The 22019-nt window shown below is 68.5% G+C and carries 24 protein-coding genes and 2 tRNA genes; 18 read left to right on the forward strand and 8 right to left on the reverse strand.

Annotated elements, in window-relative coordinates:
* Positions 1 to 63 precede the first annotated feature (63 nt).
* Entirely contained in the window at positions 64 to 2613 is a 2550-nt protein-coding gene (gene pepN / locus QBE02_RS01730; protein ID WP_279366872.1) for an aminopeptidase N, read from the reverse strand.
* 126 nt (positions 2614 to 2739) lie between these two features.
* On the opposite strand from pepN, the gene QBE02_RS01735 reads away from it, so the two are divergent.
* The 5 genes from QBE02_RS01735 (at position 2740) to QBE02_RS01755 (ending at position 7803) form a co-directional block, all read left to right on the forward strand.
* On the forward strand, positions 2740 to 3927 hold the full coding sequence (locus QBE02_RS01735; protein ID WP_279366874.1) for a ferrochelatase: 1188 nt from the start codon (positions 2740 to 2742) through the stop codon (positions 3925 to 3927).
* Positions 3928 to 4016: 89 nt separating this feature from the next.
* On the forward strand, positions 4017 to 4559 hold the full coding sequence (locus QBE02_RS01740) for a ribose-5-phosphate isomerase (RefSeq protein WP_144785273.1): 543 nt from the start codon (positions 4017 to 4019) through the stop codon (positions 4557 to 4559).
* The gene (locus QBE02_RS01745; RefSeq protein ID WP_279366875.1) at positions 4559 to 5551 is read left to right on the forward strand and encodes an Fpg/Nei family DNA glycosylase; all 993 of its coding nucleotides are present in this window, start codon (positions 4559 to 4561) and stop codon (positions 5549 to 5551) included. The genes QBE02_RS01740 and QBE02_RS01745 overlap by 1 nt, the downstream gene beginning before the upstream one ends.
* A 135-nt stretch (positions 5552 to 5686) precedes the next feature.
* On the forward strand, positions 5687 to 6313 hold the full coding sequence (locus QBE02_RS01750) for an FMN-binding negative transcriptional regulator (protein ID WP_279366876.1): 627 nt from the start codon (positions 5687 to 5689) through the stop codon (positions 6311 to 6313).
* Positions 6310 to 7803, forward strand: coding sequence for an amidohydrolase (locus QBE02_RS01755; protein WP_279366877.1), 1494 nt, complete (start codon positions 6310 to 6312; stop codon positions 7801 to 7803). Before QBE02_RS01750 ends, QBE02_RS01755 begins: the two co-directional genes overlap by 4 nt.
* A 167-nt stretch (positions 7804 to 7970) precedes the next feature.
* Here the strand turns inward: QBE02_RS01755 and QBE02_RS01760 are convergent, their stop codons facing one another.
* From QBE02_RS01760 to QBE02_RS01780, 5 genes are all read right to left on the reverse strand, one after another.
* Entirely contained in the window at positions 7971 to 8456 is a 486-nt protein-coding gene (locus tag QBE02_RS01760) for a Dps family protein (protein WP_279366879.1), read from the reverse strand.
* Positions 8457 to 8566: 110 nt separating this feature from the next.
* Positions 8567 to 9700, reverse strand: a complete 1134-nt coding sequence (locus QBE02_RS01765) for a signal peptidase I (protein ID WP_279366881.1) — start codon at positions 9698 to 9700, stop codon at positions 8567 to 8569.
* 74 nt (positions 9701 to 9774) lie between these two features.
* Positions 9775 to 10266 (reverse strand): hypothetical protein, encoded by a 492-nt coding sequence (locus tag QBE02_RS01770; protein WP_279366882.1) that lies wholly within the window; start codon positions 10264 to 10266, stop codon positions 9775 to 9777.
* A complete protein-coding gene (locus tag QBE02_RS01775) occupies positions 10263 to 10784 on the reverse strand; it encodes a hypothetical protein (protein WP_279366884.1) in 522 nt (173 codons plus the stop codon). Before QBE02_RS01775 ends, QBE02_RS01770 begins: the two co-directional genes overlap by 4 nt.
* Before the next feature lie 10 nt (positions 10785 to 10794).
* Positions 10795 to 11388, reverse strand: coding sequence for an alternate-type signal peptide domain-containing protein (locus QBE02_RS01780; RefSeq protein WP_279366885.1), 594 nt, complete (start codon positions 11386 to 11388; stop codon positions 10795 to 10797).
* 159 nt (positions 11389 to 11547) lie between these two features.
* Between QBE02_RS01780 and QBE02_RS01785 the strand changes: the two genes are divergently transcribed.
* Both QBE02_RS01785 and QBE02_RS01790 read left to right on the forward strand, forming a co-directional pair.
* A complete protein-coding gene (locus QBE02_RS01785; protein WP_279366886.1) occupies positions 11548 to 12126 on the forward strand; it encodes a gamma carbonic anhydrase family protein in 579 nt (192 codons plus the stop codon).
* Positions 12127 to 12136: 10 nt separating this feature from the next.
* Complete coding sequence (locus tag QBE02_RS01790; protein WP_279366887.1) at positions 12137 to 12496, forward strand: A1S_2505 family phage non-structural protein; 360 nt, start codon at positions 12137 to 12139, stop codon at positions 12494 to 12496.
* A gap of 10 nt (positions 12497 to 12506) precedes the next feature.
* Here QBE02_RS01790 and QBE02_RS01795 read toward each other — a convergent pair whose 3' ends face one another.
* Both QBE02_RS01795 and QBE02_RS01800 read right to left on the reverse strand, forming a co-directional pair.
* The gene (locus tag QBE02_RS01795; protein ID WP_279366889.1) at positions 12507 to 13157 is read right to left on the reverse strand and encodes a hypothetical protein; all 651 of its coding nucleotides are present in this window, start codon (positions 13155 to 13157) and stop codon (positions 12507 to 12509) included.
* Positions 13158 to 13284: 127 nt separating this feature from the next.
* Positions 13285 to 13358 (reverse strand) — tRNA-Gly (locus QBE02_RS01800).
* 194 nt (positions 13359 to 13552) lie between these two features.
* Between QBE02_RS01800 and QBE02_RS01805 the strand changes: the two genes are divergently transcribed.
* The 11 genes from QBE02_RS01805 to QBE02_RS01855 all read left to right on the forward strand — a co-directional run bounded on the left by QBE02_RS01805 (position 13553) and on the right by QBE02_RS01855 (position 21989).
* Positions 13553 to 13626: transfer RNA gene (locus QBE02_RS01805), tRNA-Pro, on the forward strand.
* A 72-nt stretch (positions 13627 to 13698) separates the two neighbouring features.
* Entirely contained in the window at positions 13699 to 15201 is a 1503-nt protein-coding gene (gene tig / locus QBE02_RS01810; RefSeq protein WP_279366891.1) for a trigger factor, read from the forward strand.
* Positions 15202 to 15379: 178 nt separating this feature from the next.
* Positions 15380 to 15868, forward strand: coding sequence for a tetratricopeptide repeat protein (locus QBE02_RS01815; protein ID WP_279366894.1), 489 nt, complete (start codon positions 15380 to 15382; stop codon positions 15866 to 15868).
* Between the two features lie 77 nt (positions 15869 to 15945).
* Positions 15946 to 16530 (forward strand): ATP-dependent Clp protease proteolytic subunit, encoded by a 585-nt coding sequence (locus QBE02_RS01820; protein ID WP_056231069.1) that lies wholly within the window; start codon positions 15946 to 15948, stop codon positions 16528 to 16530.
* A 23-nt stretch (positions 16531 to 16553) separates the two neighbouring features.
* A complete protein-coding gene (locus tag QBE02_RS01825; protein WP_056231073.1) occupies positions 16554 to 17216 on the forward strand; it encodes an ATP-dependent Clp protease proteolytic subunit in 663 nt (220 codons plus the stop codon).
* A gap of 356 nt (positions 17217 to 17572) precedes the next feature.
* Positions 17573 to 18841 (forward strand): ATP-dependent Clp protease ATP-binding subunit ClpX, encoded by a 1269-nt coding sequence (clpX, locus tag QBE02_RS01830; protein WP_056231076.1) that lies wholly within the window; start codon positions 17573 to 17575, stop codon positions 18839 to 18841.
* A gap of 42 nt (positions 18842 to 18883) precedes the next feature.
* Positions 18884 to 20080, forward strand: a complete 1197-nt coding sequence (locus QBE02_RS01835; protein WP_279366897.1) for a hypothetical protein — start codon at positions 18884 to 18886, stop codon at positions 20078 to 20080.
* Positions 20081 to 20088: 8 nt separating this feature from the next.
* Positions 20089 to 20583, forward strand: coding sequence for a hypothetical protein (locus QBE02_RS01840; RefSeq protein ID WP_279366898.1), 495 nt, complete (start codon positions 20089 to 20091; stop codon positions 20581 to 20583).
* Between the two features lie 17 nt (positions 20584 to 20600).
* Positions 20601 to 20891 (forward strand): WXG100 family type VII secretion target, encoded by a 291-nt coding sequence (locus QBE02_RS01845; protein WP_279366900.1) that lies wholly within the window; start codon positions 20601 to 20603, stop codon positions 20889 to 20891.
* The gene (locus QBE02_RS01850) at positions 20879 to 21457 is read left to right on the forward strand and encodes a hypothetical protein (RefSeq protein WP_279366902.1); all 579 of its coding nucleotides are present in this window, start codon (positions 20879 to 20881) and stop codon (positions 21455 to 21457) included. Before QBE02_RS01845 ends, QBE02_RS01850 begins: the two co-directional genes overlap by 13 nt.
* A 22-nt stretch (positions 21458 to 21479) precedes the next feature.
* Entirely contained in the window at positions 21480 to 21989 is a 510-nt protein-coding gene (locus QBE02_RS01855; RefSeq protein WP_279366904.1) for a GNAT family N-acetyltransferase, read from the forward strand.
* Positions 21990 to 22019: the final 30 nt, after the last annotated feature.

Here is a 22019-nt window from a genome sequence, read left to right on the forward strand (position 1 = left end):
GATGACCCCGCAACGACGGATGCCCCCTCCCGAGGGGGAGAGGGCATCCGACGTTGACGCGGTTTACTGGGCGTCGCGCTCCTGGACCGCCAGCGCGCGCTCGACGCCGGCGAGGTTCTCACCGACGAGGCGACGAAGCGCGGGGGCGGCGTCGGCGTTCTGCGACAGCCACTGACGCGTCGCGTCGCGCAGCGCCTTGTTCGCCAGGGCGGCGGGATACAGGCCCACGATCAGGTACTGCGCGATCTGGTAGCTGCGCGACTCCCAGATGGGCAGCAGCATCGCGAAGTAAGGCTCGACGAAGTCGGCGAGCACGTCGACCGTCGTCGGGTTCGTGAAGCCCGAGGCCGTCGACCGAACGATCGTGTTCGGCGCGTCGGCGCGCTCGATGAGCGAGTCCCACGCCTCCTGCTTCGCCGCGTGCGAGGGGAGCGACGCCTTGGCCATGGCCGCGAACTCCCCGCCCTTCGCCGTGTTGTCCGCGGCGCGCGCCTCGTCGATGTCGGCCGCCGTGACCACGCCCGCGGAGGCGAGCGAGACCAGGAGCTGCCACGACAGGTCGGTGTCGATCGCGAGGCCCTCGAGTGTCGTGTCGCCGTCGCGGAGGGCGCGGACCGTCTCGGCGTGGGCCGGGGTGGAGGCCGCCGAGGCGAACGCCGTCACGAACTGCAGCTGGCTGTCGCTGCCGGCCTCGGCCTTCTGCGCCAGCTCCCACAGGCCGTCGGCCACGCGCTCGCGCGCCGCGTCACGGGTCGCGGGGGCGACGTACGAGTTCGCGGCGAGCTGCAGCTGGCCCAGCGTCGTGCGCACCGTAGTCGATTCGGTCTCGGAGCCGATGTTCTGCAGGACGAGGTCGAGGTAATCGGTGGCCGAGGCCTCGGCATCCCGAGTCTGATCCCACGCCGCACCCCACACGAGCGAACGCGCGAGCGGGTCGGAGATGTCCTTCAGGTGCGCGATCGCGGTGGCCAGCGAGCGCTCGTCGAGACGGATCTTCGCGTAGGCGAGGTCATCGTCGTTGAGCAGCACGAGGTCGGGACGACGGATGCCACGGAGCTCGGCGACCTCGGTACGGTCGCCGTCGACGTCGATCTCGACGCGGTGGACGCGCTCGAGCGAGCCCGACTCGGTCACCGAGTAGAAGCCCACGCCCAGGCGGTGCGGGCGGATGGTGGGGTAGTCGGCAGGGGCGGTCTGCACGATGGCGAAACGCGTGATCGTGCCGTCCGCTCCCTCTTCGATGAGCGGGGTGAGCGTGTTGACACCCGCCGTCTCGAGCCACTTCTTGGCCCAGTCGCCCAGGTCGCGACCGCTGGTGGCCTCGAGCTCGACGAGCAGGTCGCCGACCTCGGTGTTCGACCACTGGTGCTTCTGGAAGTACGCGGCCACGCCCGCGAAGAACTGCTCGATACCCACCCAGGCGGCGAGCTGCTTCAGCACGGAGCCGCCCTTGGCGTAGGTGATGCCGTCGAAGTTCACCTGCACGTCTTCGAGGTCGTTGATCTCGGCGACGACCGGGTGGGTCGAGGGGAGCTGGTCCTGGCGGTACGCCCAGGTCTTCTCCATCGCGTTGAAGGTCGTCCAGGCGGCCTCCCACTCGGTGGCCTCGGCGGTGGCGATCGTGGAGGCCCACTCGGCGAACGACTCGTTCAGCCAGAGGTCGTTCCACCACTTCATGGTGACGAGGTCGCCGAACCACATGTGCGCGAGCTCGTGGAGGATCGTCACGACGCGACGTTCCTTCACGGCATCCGTCACCTTGCTGCGGAAGACGTAGGTCTCGGTGAAGGTGACCGCACCCGCGTTCTCCATCGCGCCGGCGTTGAACTCAGGGACGAAGAGCTGGTCGTACTTGGCGAACGGGTAGGGGAAGCCGAACTTCTCCTCGAAGTACGCGAAGCCCTGACGGGTCTTCTCGAACACGTAGTCGGCGTCGAGGTACTGCCACAGGCTCTTGCGGGCGAAGACGCCGAGGGGGATGACGCGGCCGTCGGCGCTCGTGAGCTCGCTGTAGGTCGCCTCGTAGGGACCCGCGACGAGAGCGGTGATGTACGAGGAGATGCGCGGAGTGGCGGGGAAGTCCCAGCGGGCGGTGTCATCAGAGACGGCGACCGGCTCAGGCGTGGGGGAGTTGGAGACGACCTTCCAGCGCGCGGGGGCGGTGACCGAGAAGGTGAACGCGGCCTTGAGGTCGGGCTGCTCGAACACGGTGTACATGCGGCGCGAGTCGGGCACCTCGAACTGCGAGTAGAGGTAGACCTCTCCGTCGACGGGGTCGACGAAGCGATGCAGACCCTCACCGGTGTTGGTGTATTCGCAGTCGGCCTCGACGACGAGCTCGTTCTCGGCCGCGAGGTCGTCGAGCGCGATGCGCGAGTCGCCGAAGACGGCGGCGGGGTCGAGCGAGCGGCCGTTGAGGGTGATGGCGTGCACGGTGCGCGCGATCAGGTCGATGAAGGTCGACGCGCCCTCGGTGGCGGCGAAGGTCACGACGGTGCGCGAGGCGAAGACCTCGTCTCCGCGCGTGAGGTCGAGCTGCACGTCGTAGGAGTGCGTGTCGACGATCGCGCGACGCTCCTGCGCTTCGATGCGGGTGAGGTTCTCTCCTGGCACTGGCGTTCTCCCGGGGATCTGGGTGGTTTGTCGCAGGTGACGCGGTTGACGTCGGTGACAACCGTATAAGCCTAGTAGCGAGATATCTCGCGTCCGCGCCTCGCGCGGGAGTGCGAGGATGTGATCGTGAGCACGACCGACACGGACACCAGCCCTGAGACCGTCCTCTACGCGTCGCCCGCCGCGGCGTCCGGACCCAAGTGGGTCGAGACGCCGGTGGCGTACGACGGCATCCTCCTCGCCGGCTTCGGCGGGCCCGAGGGTCAGGACGACGTCATCCCGTTCCTGCGCAACGTGACGCGTGGGCGCGGCATCCCCGATGAGCGACTCGAAGAGGTCGCCCACCACTACCGTCACTTCGGCGGCGTCAGCCCGATCAATCAGCACAATCGCGAGCTCAAGGCCGCCCTCGAGGCTGAGATCGCCAAGCGCGGACTGGGTCTGCCCGTGTACTGGGGCAACCGCAACTGGTCGCCGTACCTCGAAGAGGCCGTCACCGAGGCGGCCGAGGCGGGCGATACGACCCTCCTCGCGATCGCGACCAGCGCCTACAGCTCGTTCTCGAGCTGCCGTCAGTACCGCGAAGACTACGCCCGTGTGCTCGAGGCGACCGGTCTCGGCGAGACGGTGACGATCGACAAGGTCCGTCAGTTCTTCGACCACCCGGGCTTCGTGAGCACCTTCGTCCGGGGCGTGACGGATGCCGTCTCGGCCTACGTCGCCGACGGGATCGCGCCCGAGAAGATCCGCGTGCTCTTCTCCACGCACTCCATTCCGAGCGCCGACGCGGAGCGTTCCGGCCCTCGCGACGTCGAGTTCGGAGAGGGCGGGGCCTACGAGGCGCAGCACAAGGCCGTCGCCGCCTTCGTCATGGCCGAGGTCGCCGCCGCCGTCGCCGACGTCGAGTGGGAGCTCGTGTACCAGTCGCGCTCGGGCCCGCCCACGCAGCCCTGGCTCGAGCCCGATGTCAACGACGTGATCGCGGAGCTTCCCGGCCGCGGCGCCGAGGCGGTCGTCATCGTGCCCCTCGGTTTCGTCAGCGACCACATGGAGGTGCTCTGGGACCTCGACACCGAGGCCATGGAGGCCGCCGAAGAGGCGGGCATCCGTGCGGTGCGGACGCCCACGCCGGGCATCGACCCCGCGTACGTCTCGGGTCTGGTCGACCTGGTCGAGGAGCGGCTGAAGGGCACGCCGAAGGCGGAGCGCCCCCACCTGACCGACCTGGGCCCCTGGTACGACGTGTGCCGCCCGGGGTGCTGCGAGAACATCCGGGCCGGTTTCAAGCCGGTCGCCGCAGGTCTGCGTCCCTGACGACCCCGTACGCCGCCCGTTCCTCACCGGGAGCGGGCGGCGTCGTCATGTCCGCCCTCGATGTCGGACCCGCTCAATAGACTTGCCGCATGCGCATCCACATCGGCACCGATCACGCCGGTCTCGAGTTCTCCACCCAGATCCAGCACCACCTCGCCGCTCAGGGGCACGAGGTCGTCGACCACGGCCCGGTCGAGTACGACGCCCTCGACGACTACCCGGCCTTCTGCATCCGCGCAGCGCAAGCCGTCGTCCGCGATCAGGCCGCGGGCGTCGAGGCCCTCGGTGTCGTGTTCGGCGGCTCGGGCAACGGCGAGCAGATCGCCGCGAACAAGGTGCTCGGCGTGCGCGCGGCGCTCGTGTGGAACATCTCCACGGCCGAGCTCGCCCGTGAGCACAACGACGCCAACGTCATCTCCATCGGTGCGCGACAGCACACCTTCGACGAGGCCGCGTCGTTCATCGACCGCTTCATCGCGACGCCCTTCTCGGGTGAGGAGCGCCACGCTCGCCGCATCGGGCAGCTCGCCGCCTTCGAGCAGGACGGGGTGCTGCTGCCCGACCCGCGCGCCGGCGAGAAGCAGAACACCATGACCGACGCGAGCGACTCGTTCGACCCCGAGGCAGGCTGATGCCCGAGGGGCATTCCGTCCACCGCATCGCGCGGCAGTTCGACCGCAACATCGTGGGACGCACGGTCTCGGCATCCAGTCCCCAGGGGCGTTTCGTCGAAGGTGCCTCGGTCATCGACGGCCGCGAGGCGCTCGAGGTGCGGGCCGTGGCGAAGCAGATGTTCCTCCGCTTCGACGGAGACGTGTGGCTGCGCGTGCACCTCGGCATGTACGGCGCCTGGGACTTCTCGGGCGAGGTGGTCGTCGATGCGACCATCGCCTCGGCCAACGGCCGCATGGGCCAGACGAATCAGCGCGGCACGGTCGTCGACGACGAGCCGATCCTGGATACAGCGGGCGAGAACTCCCTGACCTCGATCGGCGCACCACGTCGCACGCGCGTGCGCATGTCGGAGCAGACGACGGGGCTCGAGGAGCAGAACGAGTGGCCGCCGCCGGTGGTCGGTCAGGTGCGCTTGCGCCTGCTCACCGATAACACGTGCGCCGACCTGCGCGGACCGACAGCCTGCGTGCTGCAGACACCCGACGAGGTGCAGGCGACCATCGCGAAGCTCGGGCCCGACCCCCTCGTCGACGACCTCGCAGAGGGCGAGGAGCGCTTCACCGCCACGGTGCGCAAGAAGCCCACGCCCATCGGTCTGCTGCTGATGGACCAGGCCGTCGTGAGCGGCATCGGCAACGTGTACCGCGCCGAGCTGCTGTTCCGCGCGCGGCAGAACCCCCACACGCCGGGTCGCGACGTACCCGAAGAGGTCGTGCGGGGCATCTGGCGCGATTGGGCGACGTTGCTGCCGATCGGTGTCGAGACCGGTCAGATGATGACGATGGACGGGCTCGACCCCGCCGCCTATCGCCGCGCGATGGCGCGCCGCGCCGACCGGCACTGGGTCTACCACCGCGAAGGACTGCCCTGCCGCGTGTGCGGAACCGCGATCGTCATGGAAGAAGCCGCCGGGCGCAAGCTGTACTGGTGCCCGAAGTGCCAGGCGTGACCGAGCGGATTCCGTCCCCGGCGACGGGCTCAGGGACCCACACGTCTCGCCAGACCCTTCGACAGGCTCAGGGACCGGGGCAGGAGGCGGCTGAGCCTGTTCGAGCCGCCCCGCGCCGCGTTCTAGGCTGATTCGGTGCGTCAGAATCCGAGCTTCACGATGACCGACGTCGGTGAGATCCGTCGTCTCATCGACCTCAACCCCTGGGTCACCCTCGTCAGTCAGACCGACGACGGTCTCGTCGCCTCGCACTACGCGGTCATGCTCGACGACACCCGCGACGACCTCACGATCGTGGGCCATGTCGGCAAGCCCGACGACGCGATCCTCGGTCTCGGCGACCGGGAACTGCTCGTCGTCGTCCAGGGCCCCCACGGCTACATCACGCCGCGGTGGTACGGGGACGTCCCTGCCGTGCCGACGTGGAACTTCGTGTCGGCGCACCTCAGCGGCATCCCGGAACTTCTCTCTCCGGAAGAGAACCTGCGGGTACTCGAGCGCCTGGTGGAGCGTTTCGAGGGAGATGGTGACGACGCGAGAGGGCTGTACGCGGTGCCCAACGACGCCGCCTTCGTCGAAAGGCTCGAACGCGGGACCATGGGGTTCCGCCTCACGCCGACGCGGGTGACGGCGAAGCGCAAGCTCAGCCAGAACCGTCCCGCGGAGGTCGTCGAGACGATCATCGACGGTCTGACCGCCGAGGGGCGCCACGAGCTCTCCGTCGAGATGCGTCGCGCCGCCGACGCGCGGGTCCGCCCGTGATCGGCGAGAACGTCGGGTTTCTCCGCGCGGTGCGTGTCGCCGGACCCGGACGCGAATTCCTCCCGACGTCCGAGCCCGTCGACATCGTCATCGCCGACGGACGGATCGCCGACATCGCGCCGACCGGCAACCTGCGGCCCACCGGCGCCGTCCTCGAGGGGGAGGGCGGGTGGCTTCTCCCCGGGCTCTGGGACCACCACGTGCACGTGCTCCAGTGGGCCCTCGCGGCGGATCGCGTGCCCCTCGGCGAGGTGGCGAGCGCGCGCGACGCCGCCACGATCATGGCGCTCGCCCCCGAGTCCGACGGCCGCCGGGTCGGTTCCGGATTCCGCGACGGGCTCTGGTCCGATGTGCCGAGCCTGGAGTTGTTGGATGCCACCACCGGGGGCGTGCCGACGTACCTGATCAACGCCGACGTCCACAGCGTGTGGATGAACACGGCGGCCTTCCGACGCGAGGACTTCGAGCCCGTGGCATCCGGGATGCTCGTCGAAGAGGACGCGTTCGAGATCTCGCGCCGTGTGAACGCCGTCGAGGCCGACGTCGCCGACGCCGCCGTGGAGCGCATGGCCCGCGCGGCCGCGGCTCGCGGGGTCGTGGGTCTCGTCGACCTCGACATGACCTGGAACGACGCCCCCTGGCAGCGGCGAGCGGCGCGCGGATTCGACACCCTGCGCATCTCGTACGGCACGTACCCGCAGGACCTGGATCGGGCCATCGCCGAGGGCCTTCGCACGGGCGACCCCGTGAGGGGATCGTCGAACGGTCTCGTGCGGGTCGGGCCGCTCAAGGCGATCACCGACGGCTCGCTGGGCACCCGCACCGCGGCGTGCGCCCACCACTATCCGGGCGACACCGGCAACCACGGGTTGCTGACCGTCCCGCCGGAGGAGCTCGTCGACATGATGACGCGGGCCACGGCGGCCGGACTCGAATGCGCGATCCACGCCATCGGCGACGTGGCGAACGCCCACGCGCTCGACGCGTACGCCCTCACCGGCGCGGTGGGCACCATCGAACACGCGCAGCTCGTCGCGCACGCCGACATTCCGCGCTTCGCCCGTCTGGGGGTCGCCGCGAGCGTGCAGCCCGAGCACGCGCTCGACGATCGGGACATGACGGATGCCATCTGGGCCGAGCAATCCGCGCAACCCTACCCGCTACGGGCCCTGGCCGACAGCGGCGCGAACCTGCGCTTCGGTTCGGACGCGCCCGTCGCGCCCCTCGACCCCTGGGCCGCGATGGCGTCGGCCGTGTTCCGCACGCGCGACGGACGCGACGCGTGGCAGCCGCACCAGCGGGTCGACATCGACACGGCGATCGCGGCCTCGACGGCGGGGGGATCGACCGCACCCGCCGAGATCTCACCGGGTGCCGTCGCCGATCTCGTCATCGTCGGGGCCGACCCGCTGACCGCCGACGAGCGTGGACTGCGCGCGATGCCCGTCCGTGCGACGCTGCTCGCGGGTCGCGTCACGCACGGCGCCTGACGCACGGTCGTTCTTTTCCGCGTGAGGGGTCACTTTTTGTCGCTTGGCGCGTCTCCCGACGACAGGAGGTGACCCCTCACGCGCGCGGCGGAGGGGTGGGGGAGCGGGAGACGTGCCGGAACGACGAAGGGGGCGGTGCCGAAGCACCGTCCCATTCGAGGAAAGTCTTACGCGGCGAGGTGCGCGAACAGGAACCAACGGTCCTTGTCGAGACCGCGCTTGATCTCGATCGCCACATCCTGGCTCGACATGTCGATCTCGTCGAGACCCTCGATGGCGGCTTCGATGTCGACGAGCACCGCGTCGATGTCGGCGATCACGGCGCGGATGACCACGTCGGACTGCGCGAAACCAGCGGGGATCTCAGTGGCCTTCGCCTTGGCGGCGACGGTCGACAGGCGCGAGTCGATGGGAAGACCCAGCGCGACGATGCGCTCAGCGGCCAGGTCGGCCCACTCCTGCGCGTGAGCGACAACCGAGTCGAGCAGCTCGTGCACGCCGATGAAGTTGGCGCCGCGGACGTGCCAGTGCGCCTGCTTGCCGTTGACGACGAGCGCCTCGAGGCCGATGACGACGGGGGAGAGGAACTGGGCGGTGCCGGCGGCCATCGTCGGGTCGACGGTGGTGGCGGCGGGGGTCTGGACGGTGCTCATGGGTGCTCCTTAGGCGACGTTCGAAGTCTCGTTGGATGCAACGCTACTCACGTGGGAGCATTCCGCAAGCAAGATGAGGCTCGGCTAAATCCCTGGTGAATAGGCAATCCTCACCTTCCTTGGTCCCGTCTCAGCCCCAGGGCGAGACCGAGGGTCACCACCGCGGCGGCTCCGGCGACGAGCATTCCCCAGGGCGTTGATCGGATGCCGGTCCACGCGAGAGATCCTCCGGTGTGGGCCGGGTCCGCGAGGGTCGGACCGGGCTCTCCGGTCGGAGGGTCGGTCGCTGTCGCATCCGTGAGCCGGACGACGGGCGTCACGACGGCGTCAGCGTTGCGCGAGATGTTGCCGGAGGCGGCATCCATCCTCACTCCGAGGTCGACACGCAGCGTGTCACCCGGCGCGATCACCGAGCTCACCCATTGGTCGCCCTGCGGCACCGGGGTCGAGGCCACGACCAGGGTGAGAGAGCGCGCGAACGAGATGTCGCGCGGGTCCGTGTCGACGGGGGCGGTATCGAGGCGCAGCCCCGCCCGTGCCGGATCGGGACTCGCGTTTCTGATCCAGAGGGTGGAGGTGAGCGTGCCACCCGGAACGATGCGGTCCGGCTGGTCGAACAGACGCACCGCTCCGTCGGAGACGAAGCGCGCCCCATCGTCGCTCACGAGCAGCTGGCTGGACGAAGCCGATGCGGGAGCCGGCGTCAGCAGGGGAGCGGATGCCGTGACGAGGATCAGAGCGAACGCCGTGGTCGTTCTCCGGTGGCGATGCGAACGGAGGAGATCGAAGATCAGCAGGACCAGGCCGTAGCCGACGACCGCGACACCGACCGCCGCGATGACGATCCCTCGCTCCTGTCCTCCGAAGATGATCCCCGGGTACCCGAGATACGGCACCGCGAAGACCACCGTCCCGCGAAGTTGCTCGCTCTGCACCGGGGGATCGTCGGCGTCGTTGGCGTCTCCGCGCGTGATCAGCAGCCGCGCGCCACCGGTGCTGCTGGTCGTGCCCACCACGCGGTGGGTTACCACGGCGGGTTCGCCCGAGCGCAGCTGATAGGTCACGACATCCCCGACCCTGACGTCGTCGATCGACGACGGGCGGACCGCGATCAACGTCCCCGGTGGCATGCCCGGTTGCATGCTCGCGGTCAGGACGGTGTACGTCTGCGCGCCGAGGAGCAGAGGGATCACCACGGTGATCAGGGCAAAAAGCGACACCGCGAAGAGAAGGACAGTGCCCACGATGGCGCGCGCCCGAGTCCACCTCGGCCGTTCCGGCGGCGGAGTGGTGGAGCCGGGAGTCCGGGGATCCTCGATCAGCTCTGACATGTGACGCCCCCGAGCAGTCCGCCGACCAGGCTGGAGAGGACGATGGGCTGCCCGTTGCTGGGCGGTGATGTCCACTTCTGGGTGACGGCGGTGACGGTGATCACGACAGTGCCGCCCTCGAGCAGCGCCCTCAGCACCGACGCCAGGAGCGACGACAGCACAGAGCCGGTGATATCGATCGTCGTGGCGGTCACGCCCGTCGCGACCACCTGGGTGGCGCCGTTCGCGGAGTTCGTGGCGGTCACGGTGTACGACGTCGCGTCGGTGATCGGGGACCACGAGATCTGCGCGTACGACGACAAGCCGAGTACCGCCGGCTTCGACGTGCACGTCGTGACGGGCGCCGCGAGTGCGGACGTGCTGAGCGAGAACGCCGGCGCGGAGGTGGACGCACGCCACGCGGCCGCGGCGGCGGTGGGCACGGCGAGCGCCAGGGCCAGGGCGGCCGCGAGGGCGACGACCGCACGACGACGGCTCACGACGTCGCCTGATCGACGGTGACGGTGATCTGCGGGGTGAGAGCAATCGCCTGGGTCGTGGACGGAGCATTCGGGTCGAGAGTGACGCGCAGGCACAGGTCGACCGACGCTCCGAGCGCGTATCCGCCAGCTGGGGCGTACCCACCCGCGGGCAGGGGCGTTCCCGTCCCGCAAGCCCCAACGAACACCTGTGTCGAGACGTATGGCGTGAGCGCTGCCGACACCGACGCCGCGGCGTTCACCCGCCAGCGCAACGTGTCACCCGACCCGGTCGCACTCACACGCAGGGCCGCGGTGTCGCTGGAGCGCCCCGGCACGAGCGGTTGCCACGCGCTCCAGCTCCCCGCCCAGCTCGCGGTCGCTCCGAGTGAGCCGGTCGAGGTCACCCCAGCGGTGACCGGGTGGCGGTCCGACCAGACGGCGTGTGCCGCCAGTGTGCCGGGGCCCAGCACGAGCGCTGCGACGAGGACCGCGGTCCACCGGACGCGCCGTGGAACGCGATCGTCGCGACGGTGCATGGGTCGTTCCTCAGCTGGAGGCCTGGGTCAGCGAGAACGCGAGCTGGTTGAGGTCTACGGGGGTGTTCACGCCCACGAGGTTGGGGGTCGTCGAATCGAAGGTGACCGTGACGGTGGCGGTCAGGGTTCCGGCCGTGGCGGGAGTCACGCGATAGGTGTTGGTCCCCGTCTGCGCGCCCAGGCCGGTGATGTTCACCGCGACCTTCACGTAGGGGGCTGCGGGACCCGTGACGAAGCTGGCGCCCTGGGTGACCGCGAGGTCGGCGGCCAGGGTGTCGCCGACGAGGGTGACGGTCACCGGCTGTGTGAGCGTGAGCACGTCGCCGGGGACGATCTTGACGTTGGTGAGGTTCGACACCGACGTCGCCTGCCCGAGGACTCCCTTCAGGCTCCACGAGCCCGTGCCGAGCGACAGGGCGAGGTTCCCGGAACTCACGGTCCCCGCGGTCAACGCGGTCTGCGTGCTCCAGAACGCGTAGGTGCCGCCCCCGCCGAGAAGCAGGGTCGTGCCGGCCGCGATCGCGAGGATCGCCTTGGTGCGGCGGTGTCGCCGGGCCGGGCGGTCGGCGCGGGTGCGGGTAGCGGGTTCGGTCGACTGCGACATGAGGTCTCCAAGGGCGATGCGGGTGTGGTGGGACCGAAACTATGAGCCGTGATCAGGATCGCCGCTACTGATCCGCGGGCCGGAGCTACGGTGTTCGTCCGCGCTCGGTAGTGCTCTCGCGCTTCTCGGTAGCTCCTCGGTAGGGCTAGCCTCGGGCTCATGCCGATCGCCCTCGATGCCTCTGTTGTCGCTCTCAGCGGAGCCGCTCCGAGCCTGCACGACACCGCGTTCGTGGCATCCGGTGCGCGCATCATCGGCGATGTCACTCTCGGCGAACAGGCCAGCGTCTGGTACAACGCCGTCGTGCGCGGTGACAGCGCGCGCATCGTCCTCGGCGCACGCAGCAATCTGCAGGACAACGTGTCGGTGCACGTCGACGCCGGGCGCCCGGTCACTATCGGTGCCGACGTCTCGGTGGGGCACAACGCCGTTGTGCACGGCTGCACGATCGGCGACGGCTCGTTGATCGGTATGGGCAGCGTCGTCCTGTCGGGCGCCGACATCGGTCCCGGATGCCTGATCGCCGGGGGAGCTGTCGTGCTCGAGGGCACCGTCATCCCCGAGGGGTCGCTGGTCGCGGGCGTCCCCGCGAAGGTGAGGCGTGCGCTCACGCCGGAGGAGCGGGCGAAGATCCTCCGTAACGCGCAGACGTATCTCGCGCACGTCGAACGCCACGGCTCGGCGACGCGGATTCAGGATGCCGCAACCCCGGCGGACGGCGAGAGTTCCGGCGCGTAACCTCGCGCGCGTGCACATCACATCGCTCGCCCCGAACGAGATCTTCGTCTTCGGCTCGAACTCGTCGGGGGCGCACGGCGGGGGAGCGGCACGGTTCGCGATGGACCGCTTCGGCGCGATCTGGGGTCAGAGCGAAGGCCTGCAGGGTCAGTCGTACGGGATCGACACGATGTCGGGACTCGGCGTCTTCGAGGAGCAGGCGCGGCGCTTCGTCGCCTTCGCCGCGGAGCATGCCGAGCTGCGCTTCCTCGTCACCGAGGTGGGCTGCGGCATCGCCGGATACCGGCCCGCGCAGGTCGCCCGGTTCTTCGTGGGCGCGCGCCAGAACGTGGTTCTGCCGCAATCGTTCACGCGGGAGCTCGAGGGCTGAACCGCCGGCGTCAGCGTCCGAACTCGAGCGCTCCTCCGGCGAAGCTCACGCCGTCGGGCAGTCGGGCGTCGGCGGCCTCAGAGCTCACAGGAAAGTCCAGGTCGAAGGCGTCGACGTCGTCTGCCGTCGCGAAACCCGCGAACGCGACGCTGTATCGCGCCGGGAGCAGCGAGGCGTAGGTCGACTCGGCCCCCAGGTCGAGGGTGAGCGCGCCCGAGATCACCAGCCGGCCGTCTCCGCCGGCGGAGCGCAGGATGGTCGGCATACCCGACCACTGCTCGATTCGCGGCGGATCCGCCTGGTTCAGCATCAGATTCAGCTCACGGTCGTCGTCGCCGAGGTGGTAGTCGACCTGGACGGCGACCTTGCCGTCGACATCCGTGGCGACGGAGATGCGCGCGTCGGCGGGGTGTTCGGCTGCCTTCGCGTAGAACTCGTCGGTCATCGCCTCCCGTGGGAACGACGTGGTGTCGGAGAGGTACGTAGACGCCTGTTGCGCGGCACCGCGTTCGAGAGCGGTCATGAACGCGGTCACCGTCTCACGCTGCGCGCTGAAGTCGCCGCCGGAATCGGGACTGCCGGTGCAGGCAGCGAGACCGGCCCCCATGATCGCTGCGAGCGACAACGCGAGAGCTCGTCGTGTGACCGTCGTTCTGCGCATCGTCCGCCCCGTTCGCCGCCAGCGTGCGCGCCCTCCGCGCACGGCAGAAAACGTAGCGAACACCGGGGCATCAGCGAGAAAGTCGCGAATCGATGCGCGATGCGCTAGCAACGGCTCGGACAAGAAATGGAGGGGCTGACGAGAATCGAACTCGCATCATCTGTTTGGAAGACAGAGGCTTTACCACTAAGCTACAGCCCCGAATTTCCGCGGTTTTCTGACGAACCGCGGAGTCGGACGACCCCTACTCTACGACACCCTGAGGCCCGTCGCGAACGCGGGAAAGTCGGTATCCCTCCGCTCTCACACGCAAGGGGGTCGGCGAAATCGGCGCAGCCAGGGGGATCGACTAGACTTTCAGCGGTCGTTTCGTCGGCGCGTGCCGCGCGCCGCCCCGGGGCGTAGCTCAGCTTGGTAGAGCGCCCGCTTTGGGAGCGGGAGGCCGCAGGTTCAAATCCTGTCGCCCCGACGAACGGCCCCACAGACCACAGGCCCAATCGGCCCCCGCGTGCGCGCGGGCCACACGAGGAGAACGAACCGCATGGTCAACAGCACCGTCGAGAAGCTCAGCCCCACCCGGGTCAAGCTGCACATCACGGTTTCGCCCGACGAGCTCAAGCCGAGCATCGCCCACGCCTACGAGCACATCGCCCGCGACGTGCAGATCCCCGGCTTCCGCAAGGGTAAGGTGCCCGCGCCGATCATCGACCAGCGCATGGGCCGCGGCGCCGTCATCGAGCACGCCGTCAACGAAGGGCTCGACGGGTTCTACCGCGAGGCCGTCGAGGCCAACGACCTGCGCGTCATCGGTCGTCCGAACGCCGAGATCGTCGAGCTCCCCGAGCTCAAGGACTTCTCGGGCGACCTCATCGTCGACGTCGAGGTCGACGTTCGCCCCGAGTTCGACCTGCCCGCGTACGACTCGATCACGGTGACGGTCGACGCCGCCGAGGTCGACGAGGCCGGTATCGACGCCGAGCTCGACCGCCTGCGTGCGCGCTTCGGCACGCTGATCACGGTCGACCGTCCCGCCAAGACCGGTGACTTCGTCGAGCTCGACCTGGTCGCCACGATCGACGGCAACGAGATCGACCGCGCCGAGGGCGTGTCGTACGAGATCGGCTCGGGCGAACTGCTCGAGGGCATCGATGAGGCCATCGAGTCGCTCACGGCCGACGAGCAGACCACGTTCCGTTCGAAGCTGGTCGGCGGCGAGCACGCCGGTGAAGAGGCCGAGGTCTCGGTCACCATCACCGCCGTCAAGGAGCGCGAGCTCCCCGAGGCCGACGACGACTTCGCGCAGATGGCGTCGGAGTTCGACACCATCGCCGAGCTGCGCGAGTCGCTCAGCGAGCGCGTGTCGCAGCAGTCCGTCTTCACCCAGGGTTCGGCCGCGCGCGACAAGTTCATCGAGGCGCTCCTCGAGGCCGTCGAGATCCCGGTTCCGCCGCAGCTCATCGAGGACGAGGTGCACCAGCACCTCGAGGGCGAGAACCGCCTCGAAGACGACGAGCACCGCGCCGAGGTCACCGAAGCGAGCGAGAAGCAGTTCCGCACGCAGATGGTGCTCGACAAGATCGCCGAAGACGCCAACGTCCAGGTGTCGCAGGACGAGCTGACCCAGTACCTGATCCAGTCGGCCGCGCAGTACAACATGGCGCCGCAGGACTTCGTCAACGCGCTGCAGCAGGGCAACCAGCTGCCCGCGCTCGTCGGTGAGGTCGCTCGCAACAAGGCCCTCGCGATCGCGCTCGGCAAGGTCACCGTCGTCGACACCGACGGCAAGCCCGTCGACCTGACCGGTTTCGTCGCCGTCGAGGGCGAAGAGCCCGTCGAGGGTGACGACGCTGCGGACGAGGCTCCCGCCGAGGAGGCCGCCGTTGAGGAGGCTCCCGCGAAGGCTCCCGCCAAGAAGCGCGCCCCCGCGAAGAAGAAGGCCGACGCTGACGAGGCGCCCGCCGCGGAGGAGGCCCCCGCGAAGGCTCCCGCCAAGAAGCGCGCCCCCGCCAAGAAGAAGACCGACGAAGCCGCCGACAGCGAGTAAGTCGTGACGAAGGGGGCGGATGCCGTGGCATCCGCCCCCTTTTCCGTCCCCGGGCGCCGTCCGGGGGAACGACCCCGCTGAGTGTCCAGAACACTCGGACCGCATCTCGAGCGTCCCGGGGTGTTCTGAACATGCAGTGCGTGAGCGTGGGATCAGAACGATGATGAGGATGCGACACATGAACGACTGGCAGAGCAGGGTGGATGCCGTCTGGGCCCATGACACGCTGAGCCCCGAGCTCGTGATCGAGCGGATCGATGAGCTCGCCACCGAGCGCCCGGCGGACGATGCGGTGGCGCTGTTCGAACGCGCCGGGGCGCGCGACTCGGCCGGCGTCGAAGACGAGGCGGAGGTGCTGTACCGCCGCGCCCTGGAGATCGGGCTCGACGACGAGCGACGCACGCGGGCGACGATCCAACTCGCGAGCACGATCCGCAACCTCGGCAAGACCGAAGAGTCGCTCGCGATGCTCGAGGCGGAGTACGAGCGCGAACCGCGCGGGCCTCTGCACGACGCGGCCGCCGCCTTCTACGCCCTCGCGCTCGTGTCGAACGGCAAGCCCGAGCGGGCGGCATCCATCGCCCTTCAGGCCCTCGCCCCGCACCTGCCGCGCTATGCCCGTTCTGTGACGGGATATGCGCGAGAAATCGCCGACAACGCGCGCTGATCCGCCCGCGGCGAACACGGCATCCCGCTCCGGAACGCGCCGGTAGATTCATTTCAGATCACGGAAGAGGAGCACACATGCCCGAACCCCTTATGGCAACGAGCGTCTTCGACAGACTGCTCAAGGACCGCATCATCTGGCTCGGTTCCGAGGTGCGCGACGACAACGCCAACGAGATCTGCGCCAAGATCCTGCTGCTTGCCGCAGAAGACCCGCAGAAGGACATCTACCTCTACATCAACTCACCCGGCGGCTCGATCACGGCCGGTATGGCGATCTACGACACGATGCAGTTCGTGCCGAACGACATCGTCACCGTCGGTATCGGCATGGCGGCCTCGATGGGCCAGCTGCTGCTGACCAGCGGCACCAAGGGCAAGCGCTACATCACGCCGAACGCGCGCGTGCTGCTGCACCAGCCCCACGGTGGCTTCGGTGGAACGTCGAGCGACATCCAGACGCAGGCGCAGCTCATCCTCGACATGAAGCGCCGTCTCGCCGAGATCACCGCGGCCCAGACCGGCAAGAGCGTCGAGCAGATCAACGCCGACGGTGACCGCGACCGCTGGTTCACCGCTCAGGAAGCCCTCGAGTACGGCTTCGTCGACCACATGCGCGAGCACGCCACCGACGTCACCGGCGGCGGCGGAACCGCGGCCTGAGCCGAGAGGAAAAGGACACCATCATGAACATCCCCACTTTCGGCGGCGCCGCATCGCACATGCCTTCGAGCCGCTACGTCCTTCCTCAGTTCGAGGAGCGCACGGCCTACGGCTACAAGCGCCAGGACCCCTATAACAAGCTGTTCGAAGACCGCGTAATCTTCCTCGGCGTGCAGGTCGACGACGCGTCGGCCGATGACGTCATGGCCCAGCTGCTCGTGCTCGAGTCGCAGGACCCCGACCGCGACATCATCATGTACATCAACTCGCCCGGTGGCTCGTTCACGGCCATGACGGCGATCTACGACACGATGCAGTACGTCTCGCCGCAGATCCAGACGGTCGTGCTCGGTCAGGCCGCCTCCGCGGCATCCGTGCTGCTGGCCGCCGGCGCCCCCGGCAAGCGTCTCGCCCTGCCGAACGCCCGCATCCTGATCCACCAGCCCGCCATGGGCGAGGCCGGACACGGACAGGCGTCCGACATCGAGATTCAGGCGCAGGAGATCCTCCGCATGCGCACCTGGCTCGAAGAGACCATGGCGCGCCACACCGGTCAGGACGTCGCGAAGGTCAACAAGGACATCGACCGCGACAAGATCCTCTCGGCCGCCGAGGCGATGGAGTACGGCATCGTCGACCAGGTGCTCACGACCCGCAAGCGCACCCCGGCGGCCCTCACCGCCTGACGCGCTCGCGACACGACGAAGCCCCGCAGACCCGTTTCGGTCTGCGGGGCTTCGTCGCGCGTTGGGGGTTGTCGTGCGCGGGGCTCCGGACCGCGAGACCGCATCTGGGTGACGAATCGGCGTCACGCTGCAACGGACGCGTCAGCGAGATGCCGTCTCGGCGCCGCCTGCCGCCGCGGCGGGGTGGCCACAGCGGCAGCTCGACGTGCGCGACGATCGGGTGCGAGACCGGATGCCGGGAGTCCGCCGTGGGCGATCACGACACCGCCGCGCGCGCGAATGCCCTTGGATCACCCGGGCTCGGGTTAGGCTCGGGTAACACACCGGCGGGGGCCGGGTGACGGGAGGAACCGGCCATGGCACGTATCGGTGAGAGCGCCGACCTGTTCAAGTGCTCCTTCTGCGGCAAGAGCCAGAAGCAGGTACAGCAGCTGATCGCCGGTCCGGGCGTCTACATCTGCGACGAGTGCGTCGAGCTCTGCAACGAGATCATCGAAGAGCGCATGGCCGAATCGTCGGCCGGGGAGGTCGCCGAGTTCGACCTGCCCAAGCCGCGCGAGATCTTCTCGTTCCTCGAGGAGTACGTCGTCGGGCAGGAGCCCGCCAAGCGCGCCCTCGCCGTGGCCGTCTACAACCACTACAAGCGCGTGCGCTCGCACGGCACCCTTCAGCCCGCGGAGCAGCGCGCCGAAGAGATCGACATCGCCAAGAGCAACATCCTGCTGCTCGGGCCCACCGGTTGCGGCAAGACCTACCTCGCCCAGACCCTCGCGAAGCGCCTCAACGTGCCCTTCGCGGTCGCCGATGCCACCGCCCTCACCGAGGCCGGCTACGTCGGTGAAGACGTCGAGAACATCCTGCTGAAGCTCCTGCAGGCCGCCGACTTCGACGTCAAGCGCGCCGAGACCGGCATCATCTACATCGACGAGGTCGACAAGATCGCCCGCAAGGCCGAGAACCCCTCGATCACGCGCGACGTGTCGGGCGAGGGCGTGCAGCAGGCGCTGCTGAAGATCCTCGAGGGAACGGTCGCTTCGGTTCCGCCGCAGGGCGGCCGCAAGCACCCGCACCAGGAGTTCATCCAGATCGACACGACGAACGTCCTGTTCATCGTGGCCGGGGCCTTCGCGGGTCTCGAAGAGATCATCTCGGCACGCGTCGGCAAGCACGGCGTCGGTTTCGGCGCTCCGCTGCAGCGCAAGGAAGACGCGCCCGACCTGTTCAGCGAGGCCCTGCCCGAGGATCTTCACAAGTTCGGCCTGATCCCCGAGTTCATCGGTCGCCTGCCCGTCGTGGCATCCGTCTCGCCCCTGGATCAGGACGCGTTGATGGAGATCCTCACGGCACCGCGCAACGCGCTGGTCAAGCAGTACCAGCGGATGTTCGAGCTCGACGGTGTGCAGCTCGAGTTCGAAGAGGACGCGCTGCGCGCGATCGCCGACCTCGCCGTTCTGCGGAAGACCGGCGCGCGCGGTCTGCGCGCGATCCTCGAAGACGTCCTGGGCCCGATCATGTTCGACGTGCCCTCGGCCGACGACATCGCTAAGGTCGTCATCACGCGTGCGGCCGTCGAAGACCGCGCGCAGCCGACCATCGTGCTGGCGCAGAAGCGACGGAGCGCGTAACCCGCTCCGCTCACACCTTCACCTACGGACCGGGGGGACCGAATGGATGTCGATACCGACCAGCTGTCGCTTGCGCAGCAGGTGCTCGAGAGGCAGGCCGAACACGGGCAGGCGATCGGGGAACACCTCGAAACGTACGCCCGCCTGAATGCGGGAGAGTTGGGCCTCATCCTGCAGCTGTTTCAGCCGATCAGCGACGGCATCGTCGACGTCGGAAAACGCGTGGCCGACATGTCGTCGCAGGCTTTCGGCATCGGCACCGAGCGGATGGGCGAGACGGTCGCCGCGTACCGCGCTGCCGAGCAGACGGCGCACGACGCGATCGCTCAGGTCGCCGCGTCTCTCGGCGTCGACACGCCGCCGTATGCGCCTGGCACCGCGCCGATTCTCGGCGCTGCACAGGGCGGGGCATCGAGACGCTACGGCGAGCCCGACGGGAACCTGTTCAACCAAGCCTTCTGGGACGGCTACTCGGCCGTCGAGTGGGCCGACGGGACGGCATCGGGAATCTCCGACCGCGTGGGAGACGGACTCTCCGCGTCTCGAACGGTCACCGAGAAGCAGGACGTGCGCTCCTTCCTCTCTCGACCCCAGGGCGAGGATCCCGAGATCGAGAGCATCCGTTGGAAGGCTGGTCCGATCTTCGGCGGAGTGGACTGGCTCTTCGAAGAGCTCGTCGGCTACTCACTATTGGAAGAGGTGACGAAGCCCTTCTCGGGCGACTGGGAGCGCATGCGCGAGGCACAGTTCGCCTGGACGCACGCGGGGGACGCCATGAGCGCGATCGGTCAGAACGCGATGGGGCTTCTGCCGCCCCTCGCGTCGTGGACCGGCAAGGGCTCCGAGGCGTTCGTCGCGGCGGCCGGCGTGATGTCGCAGGCCCACACCGTCGTGGCAGGACCCGCGGGCACCGTGGCGACGGCGATCAAGGTGCTGATCCTGCTGTGCAAAGAAGCCGTCGGTCGGATCTTGAAGATCCTGGCTCGGCTGTCGGAAGATCTTCTTCGTATTGCCGCAGCCGCAGCCGTGCCGGTCGGTGGCTGGGTCGTGGCGGCGGTGAATGCAGGAGTTACGGTCTACAAGCTCATCGAGGATGCACGATGGGCGTACAAGTGGATCAACATGATTTACGACCTCGTATCCGGAATGGTGAGCAACATCGGCACGATGACGGACAGTGCGATGCGAATGGCTGATCTTTACGAGGGACTTGCTCGCGGTGCGGCGGTGAGAGTTTGATGGCCCCAATGCATGACGCGTTTCCAGATCACATCCCCGGACCCGACGACGAGCGTCTGGTCGGTGACTTCCGAACCATGGCCGAGACTTTTGCACGTTTGCTGCAAGAGGACGTCGAGCGTGAGGATCGGCGGTCCGCCATCGAGGCGGAGGCGCGACGAGAAGCCGACGAGAGTCGCGCGGCCCGCGCTCGCGCGGGCGAAATGGGCGCGGATTGGCGCATCGTGCAGTCTCGGATCGATCTAGGCGAGACAAGTTTGCGCGCGGTTTTCGGAGGAGACGACCAGAGCGCGGCGGCGCAAGCGTTGCGCAAGATGTCACTGGACAACGTGCGCTCGCTTCGCGACTCCTGGAACGAGGCCGACGATGGAGAAGAATCGGACACTAACCGCACCGCGCCCGACGCCGAGTTCGACGCTGCCGTTCGACAATCGCGGGAGCGCCACGCTGAGGCATTGACCAAGATCCGCGACGCGCTGGACCTCGCGCGTCGCGGACCGTGAAGAGGAGCATTGAATCAATGACGATCTTCTCCATCAAGCCGGACAGTCTTATCGACACGGCGTCCTCGATCGATGCCGCGGCGCACCGCATTGCGTCTGAGACGGCAACACTCTCATCTGCCCGCGACGCGCTCCTTGGCGCATGGAAGGGCGAAGCGGCGACCTCCTACGCCGCCAAGCAGACGACCTGGCTCAACGACGTGACTCACATGGTTGATGTCGGCCGTGCGGCCGCCGAAGCTGCCCGCGTGGCCGCCCAGGCATACCGCGATGCTGATGACGCCGTCGCGAGAGCGTGGTCGCTGTGACCTCGAGAGATCGCGGCGAGGACGCGCACGTCGCCCCGCTTCGGTGGAACGGAATCGATCCCGGCGGGGCACGGCTCGTCGTGAACGAAGATCCTGTCGACCTTCTCCGCACGGCGGTAGACGTGCTCGTGCGCTCCGGTTTCGTAGACGGCGGTGATGCTTATGCGAACGCCATCCGCCAGCTCGGCTCGGAGTGGGTTGTGCGTGACGTTCGCCTCGGAGACATCAAACAGTCACGGAAGCGGAGCGTGCTGGAATTCTTCGCCGAGGGCACGGGGCTGGAGTTCTTTCCGCGGTTCTGGCGTGGCGCGACTCCGACCCTCGTCGTCGCTGCAGCCCGGTCGCTAGGTGACGCGTCAGAGCTCGTGGTCTATCCGCATTACTCGACCCGCGGTGGCTCGTACGCCAACGACGCCGCCCCTCTCCTCCGGGGAGCGGTCACGGAGATTACCGATCTGTACCGTTCGAGAAACCGGCTCGTCTCCAGCGAGAAGCTGCTCTCCATCAAGAACGACGGCTCACCGGCGTCGCAAGCAGTCGTGCGCGAGGTGCTCGGCTGGCGCTGACGCGCACGGCAAGATGGAGAACGTGCTCTCCGACCTCGATCTGCCCACGACGGTGACCGCCCGCATCGGCGAGGTGACCGTCCGCCGGGCGAAGCCGACCGACCTGCCCGCGTTGATGGCGCTCCTGGCAGATGACCCCGTCAGTGCGGCGCGCGGCGATCGCGCCGATGCCTCGGACGAGGGAACGTACGCCACCGCATTGCGGAGCGTCCTCGAGGCGCCGTTGAATGATCTGATCGTCGTCGACGACGCGGCGGGGGTGGTGATCGGCACCCTGCAACTCACTGTCATCCCCGGCATGGCACGTCAGGGGGCCACCCGGCTGCTCGTCGAGGCGGTCAGGGTGTCTTCGAGTGTGCGTTCCGGTGGGATCGGCAGCGCGGTGATGCGCTGGGTGATGCACGTCGCCGCACCCGCGACCGGCGCGGCCCTCGTGCAGCTGACCTCCGACGCTGCGCGCGTGGACGCCCACCGGTTCTACACGCGTCTCGGTTTCGCCGACTCGCACGTCGGCTTCAAGTACGCACTCTGACGCTACGTGCCCGGACGCCGAGAGCGGCCG

Origin of the sequence: Microbacterium testaceum, assembly GCF_029761935.1 — a bacterium.
GTDB classification, from domain to species: Bacteria; Actinomycetota; Actinomycetes; order Actinomycetales; family Microbacteriaceae; genus Microbacterium; species Microbacterium testaceum_A.

Coding starts and splice junctions, on each gene's coding strand:
- tig (WP_279366891.1), top strand. CDS start 13,699: ATGGTCAACAGCACCGTCGAGAAGCTCAGCCCCACCCGGGTCAAGCTG.
- QBE02_RS01835 (WP_279366897.1), top strand. CDS start 18,884: ATGGATGTCGATACCGACCAGCTGTCGCTTGCGCAGCAGGTGCTCGAG.
- QBE02_RS01745 (WP_279366875.1), top strand. CDS start 4,559: ATGCCCGAGGGGCATTCCGTCCACCGCATCGCGCGGCAGTTCGACCGC.
- QBE02_RS01740 (WP_144785273.1), top strand. CDS start 4,017: ATGCGCATCCACATCGGCACCGATCACGCCGGTCTCGAGTTCTCCACC.
- QBE02_RS01775 (WP_279366884.1), bottom strand. CDS start 10,784: ATGCACCGTCGCGACGATCGCGTTCCACGGCGCGTCCGGTGGACCGCG.
- clpX (WP_056231076.1), top strand. CDS start 17,573: ATGGCACGTATCGGTGAGAGCGCCGACCTGTTCAAGTGCTCCTTCTGC.
- QBE02_RS01840 (WP_279366898.1), top strand. CDS start 20,089: ATGCATGACGCGTTTCCAGATCACATCCCCGGACCCGACGACGAGCGT.
- QBE02_RS01815 (WP_279366894.1), top strand. CDS start 15,380: ATGAACGACTGGCAGAGCAGGGTGGATGCCGTCTGGGCCCATGACACG.
- QBE02_RS01825 (WP_056231073.1), top strand. CDS start 16,554: ATGAACATCCCCACTTTCGGCGGCGCCGCATCGCACATGCCTTCGAGC.
- QBE02_RS01795 (WP_279366889.1), bottom strand. CDS start 13,157: ATGCGCAGAACGACGGTCACACGACGAGCTCTCGCGTTGTCGCTCGCA.
- QBE02_RS01845 (WP_279366900.1), top strand. CDS start 20,601: ATGACGATCTTCTCCATCAAGCCGGACAGTCTTATCGACACGGCGTCC.
- QBE02_RS01820 (WP_056231069.1), top strand. CDS start 15,946: ATGCCCGAACCCCTTATGGCAACGAGCGTCTTCGACAGACTGCTCAAG.
- QBE02_RS01760 (WP_279366879.1), bottom strand. CDS start 8,456: ATGAGCACCGTCCAGACCCCCGCCGCCACCACCGTCGACCCGACGATG.
- QBE02_RS01785 (WP_279366886.1), top strand. CDS start 11,548: ATGCCGATCGCCCTCGATGCCTCTGTTGTCGCTCTCAGCGGAGCCGCT.
- QBE02_RS01780 (WP_279366885.1), bottom strand. CDS start 11,388: ATGTCGCAGTCGACCGAACCCGCTACCCGCACCCGCGCCGACCGCCCG.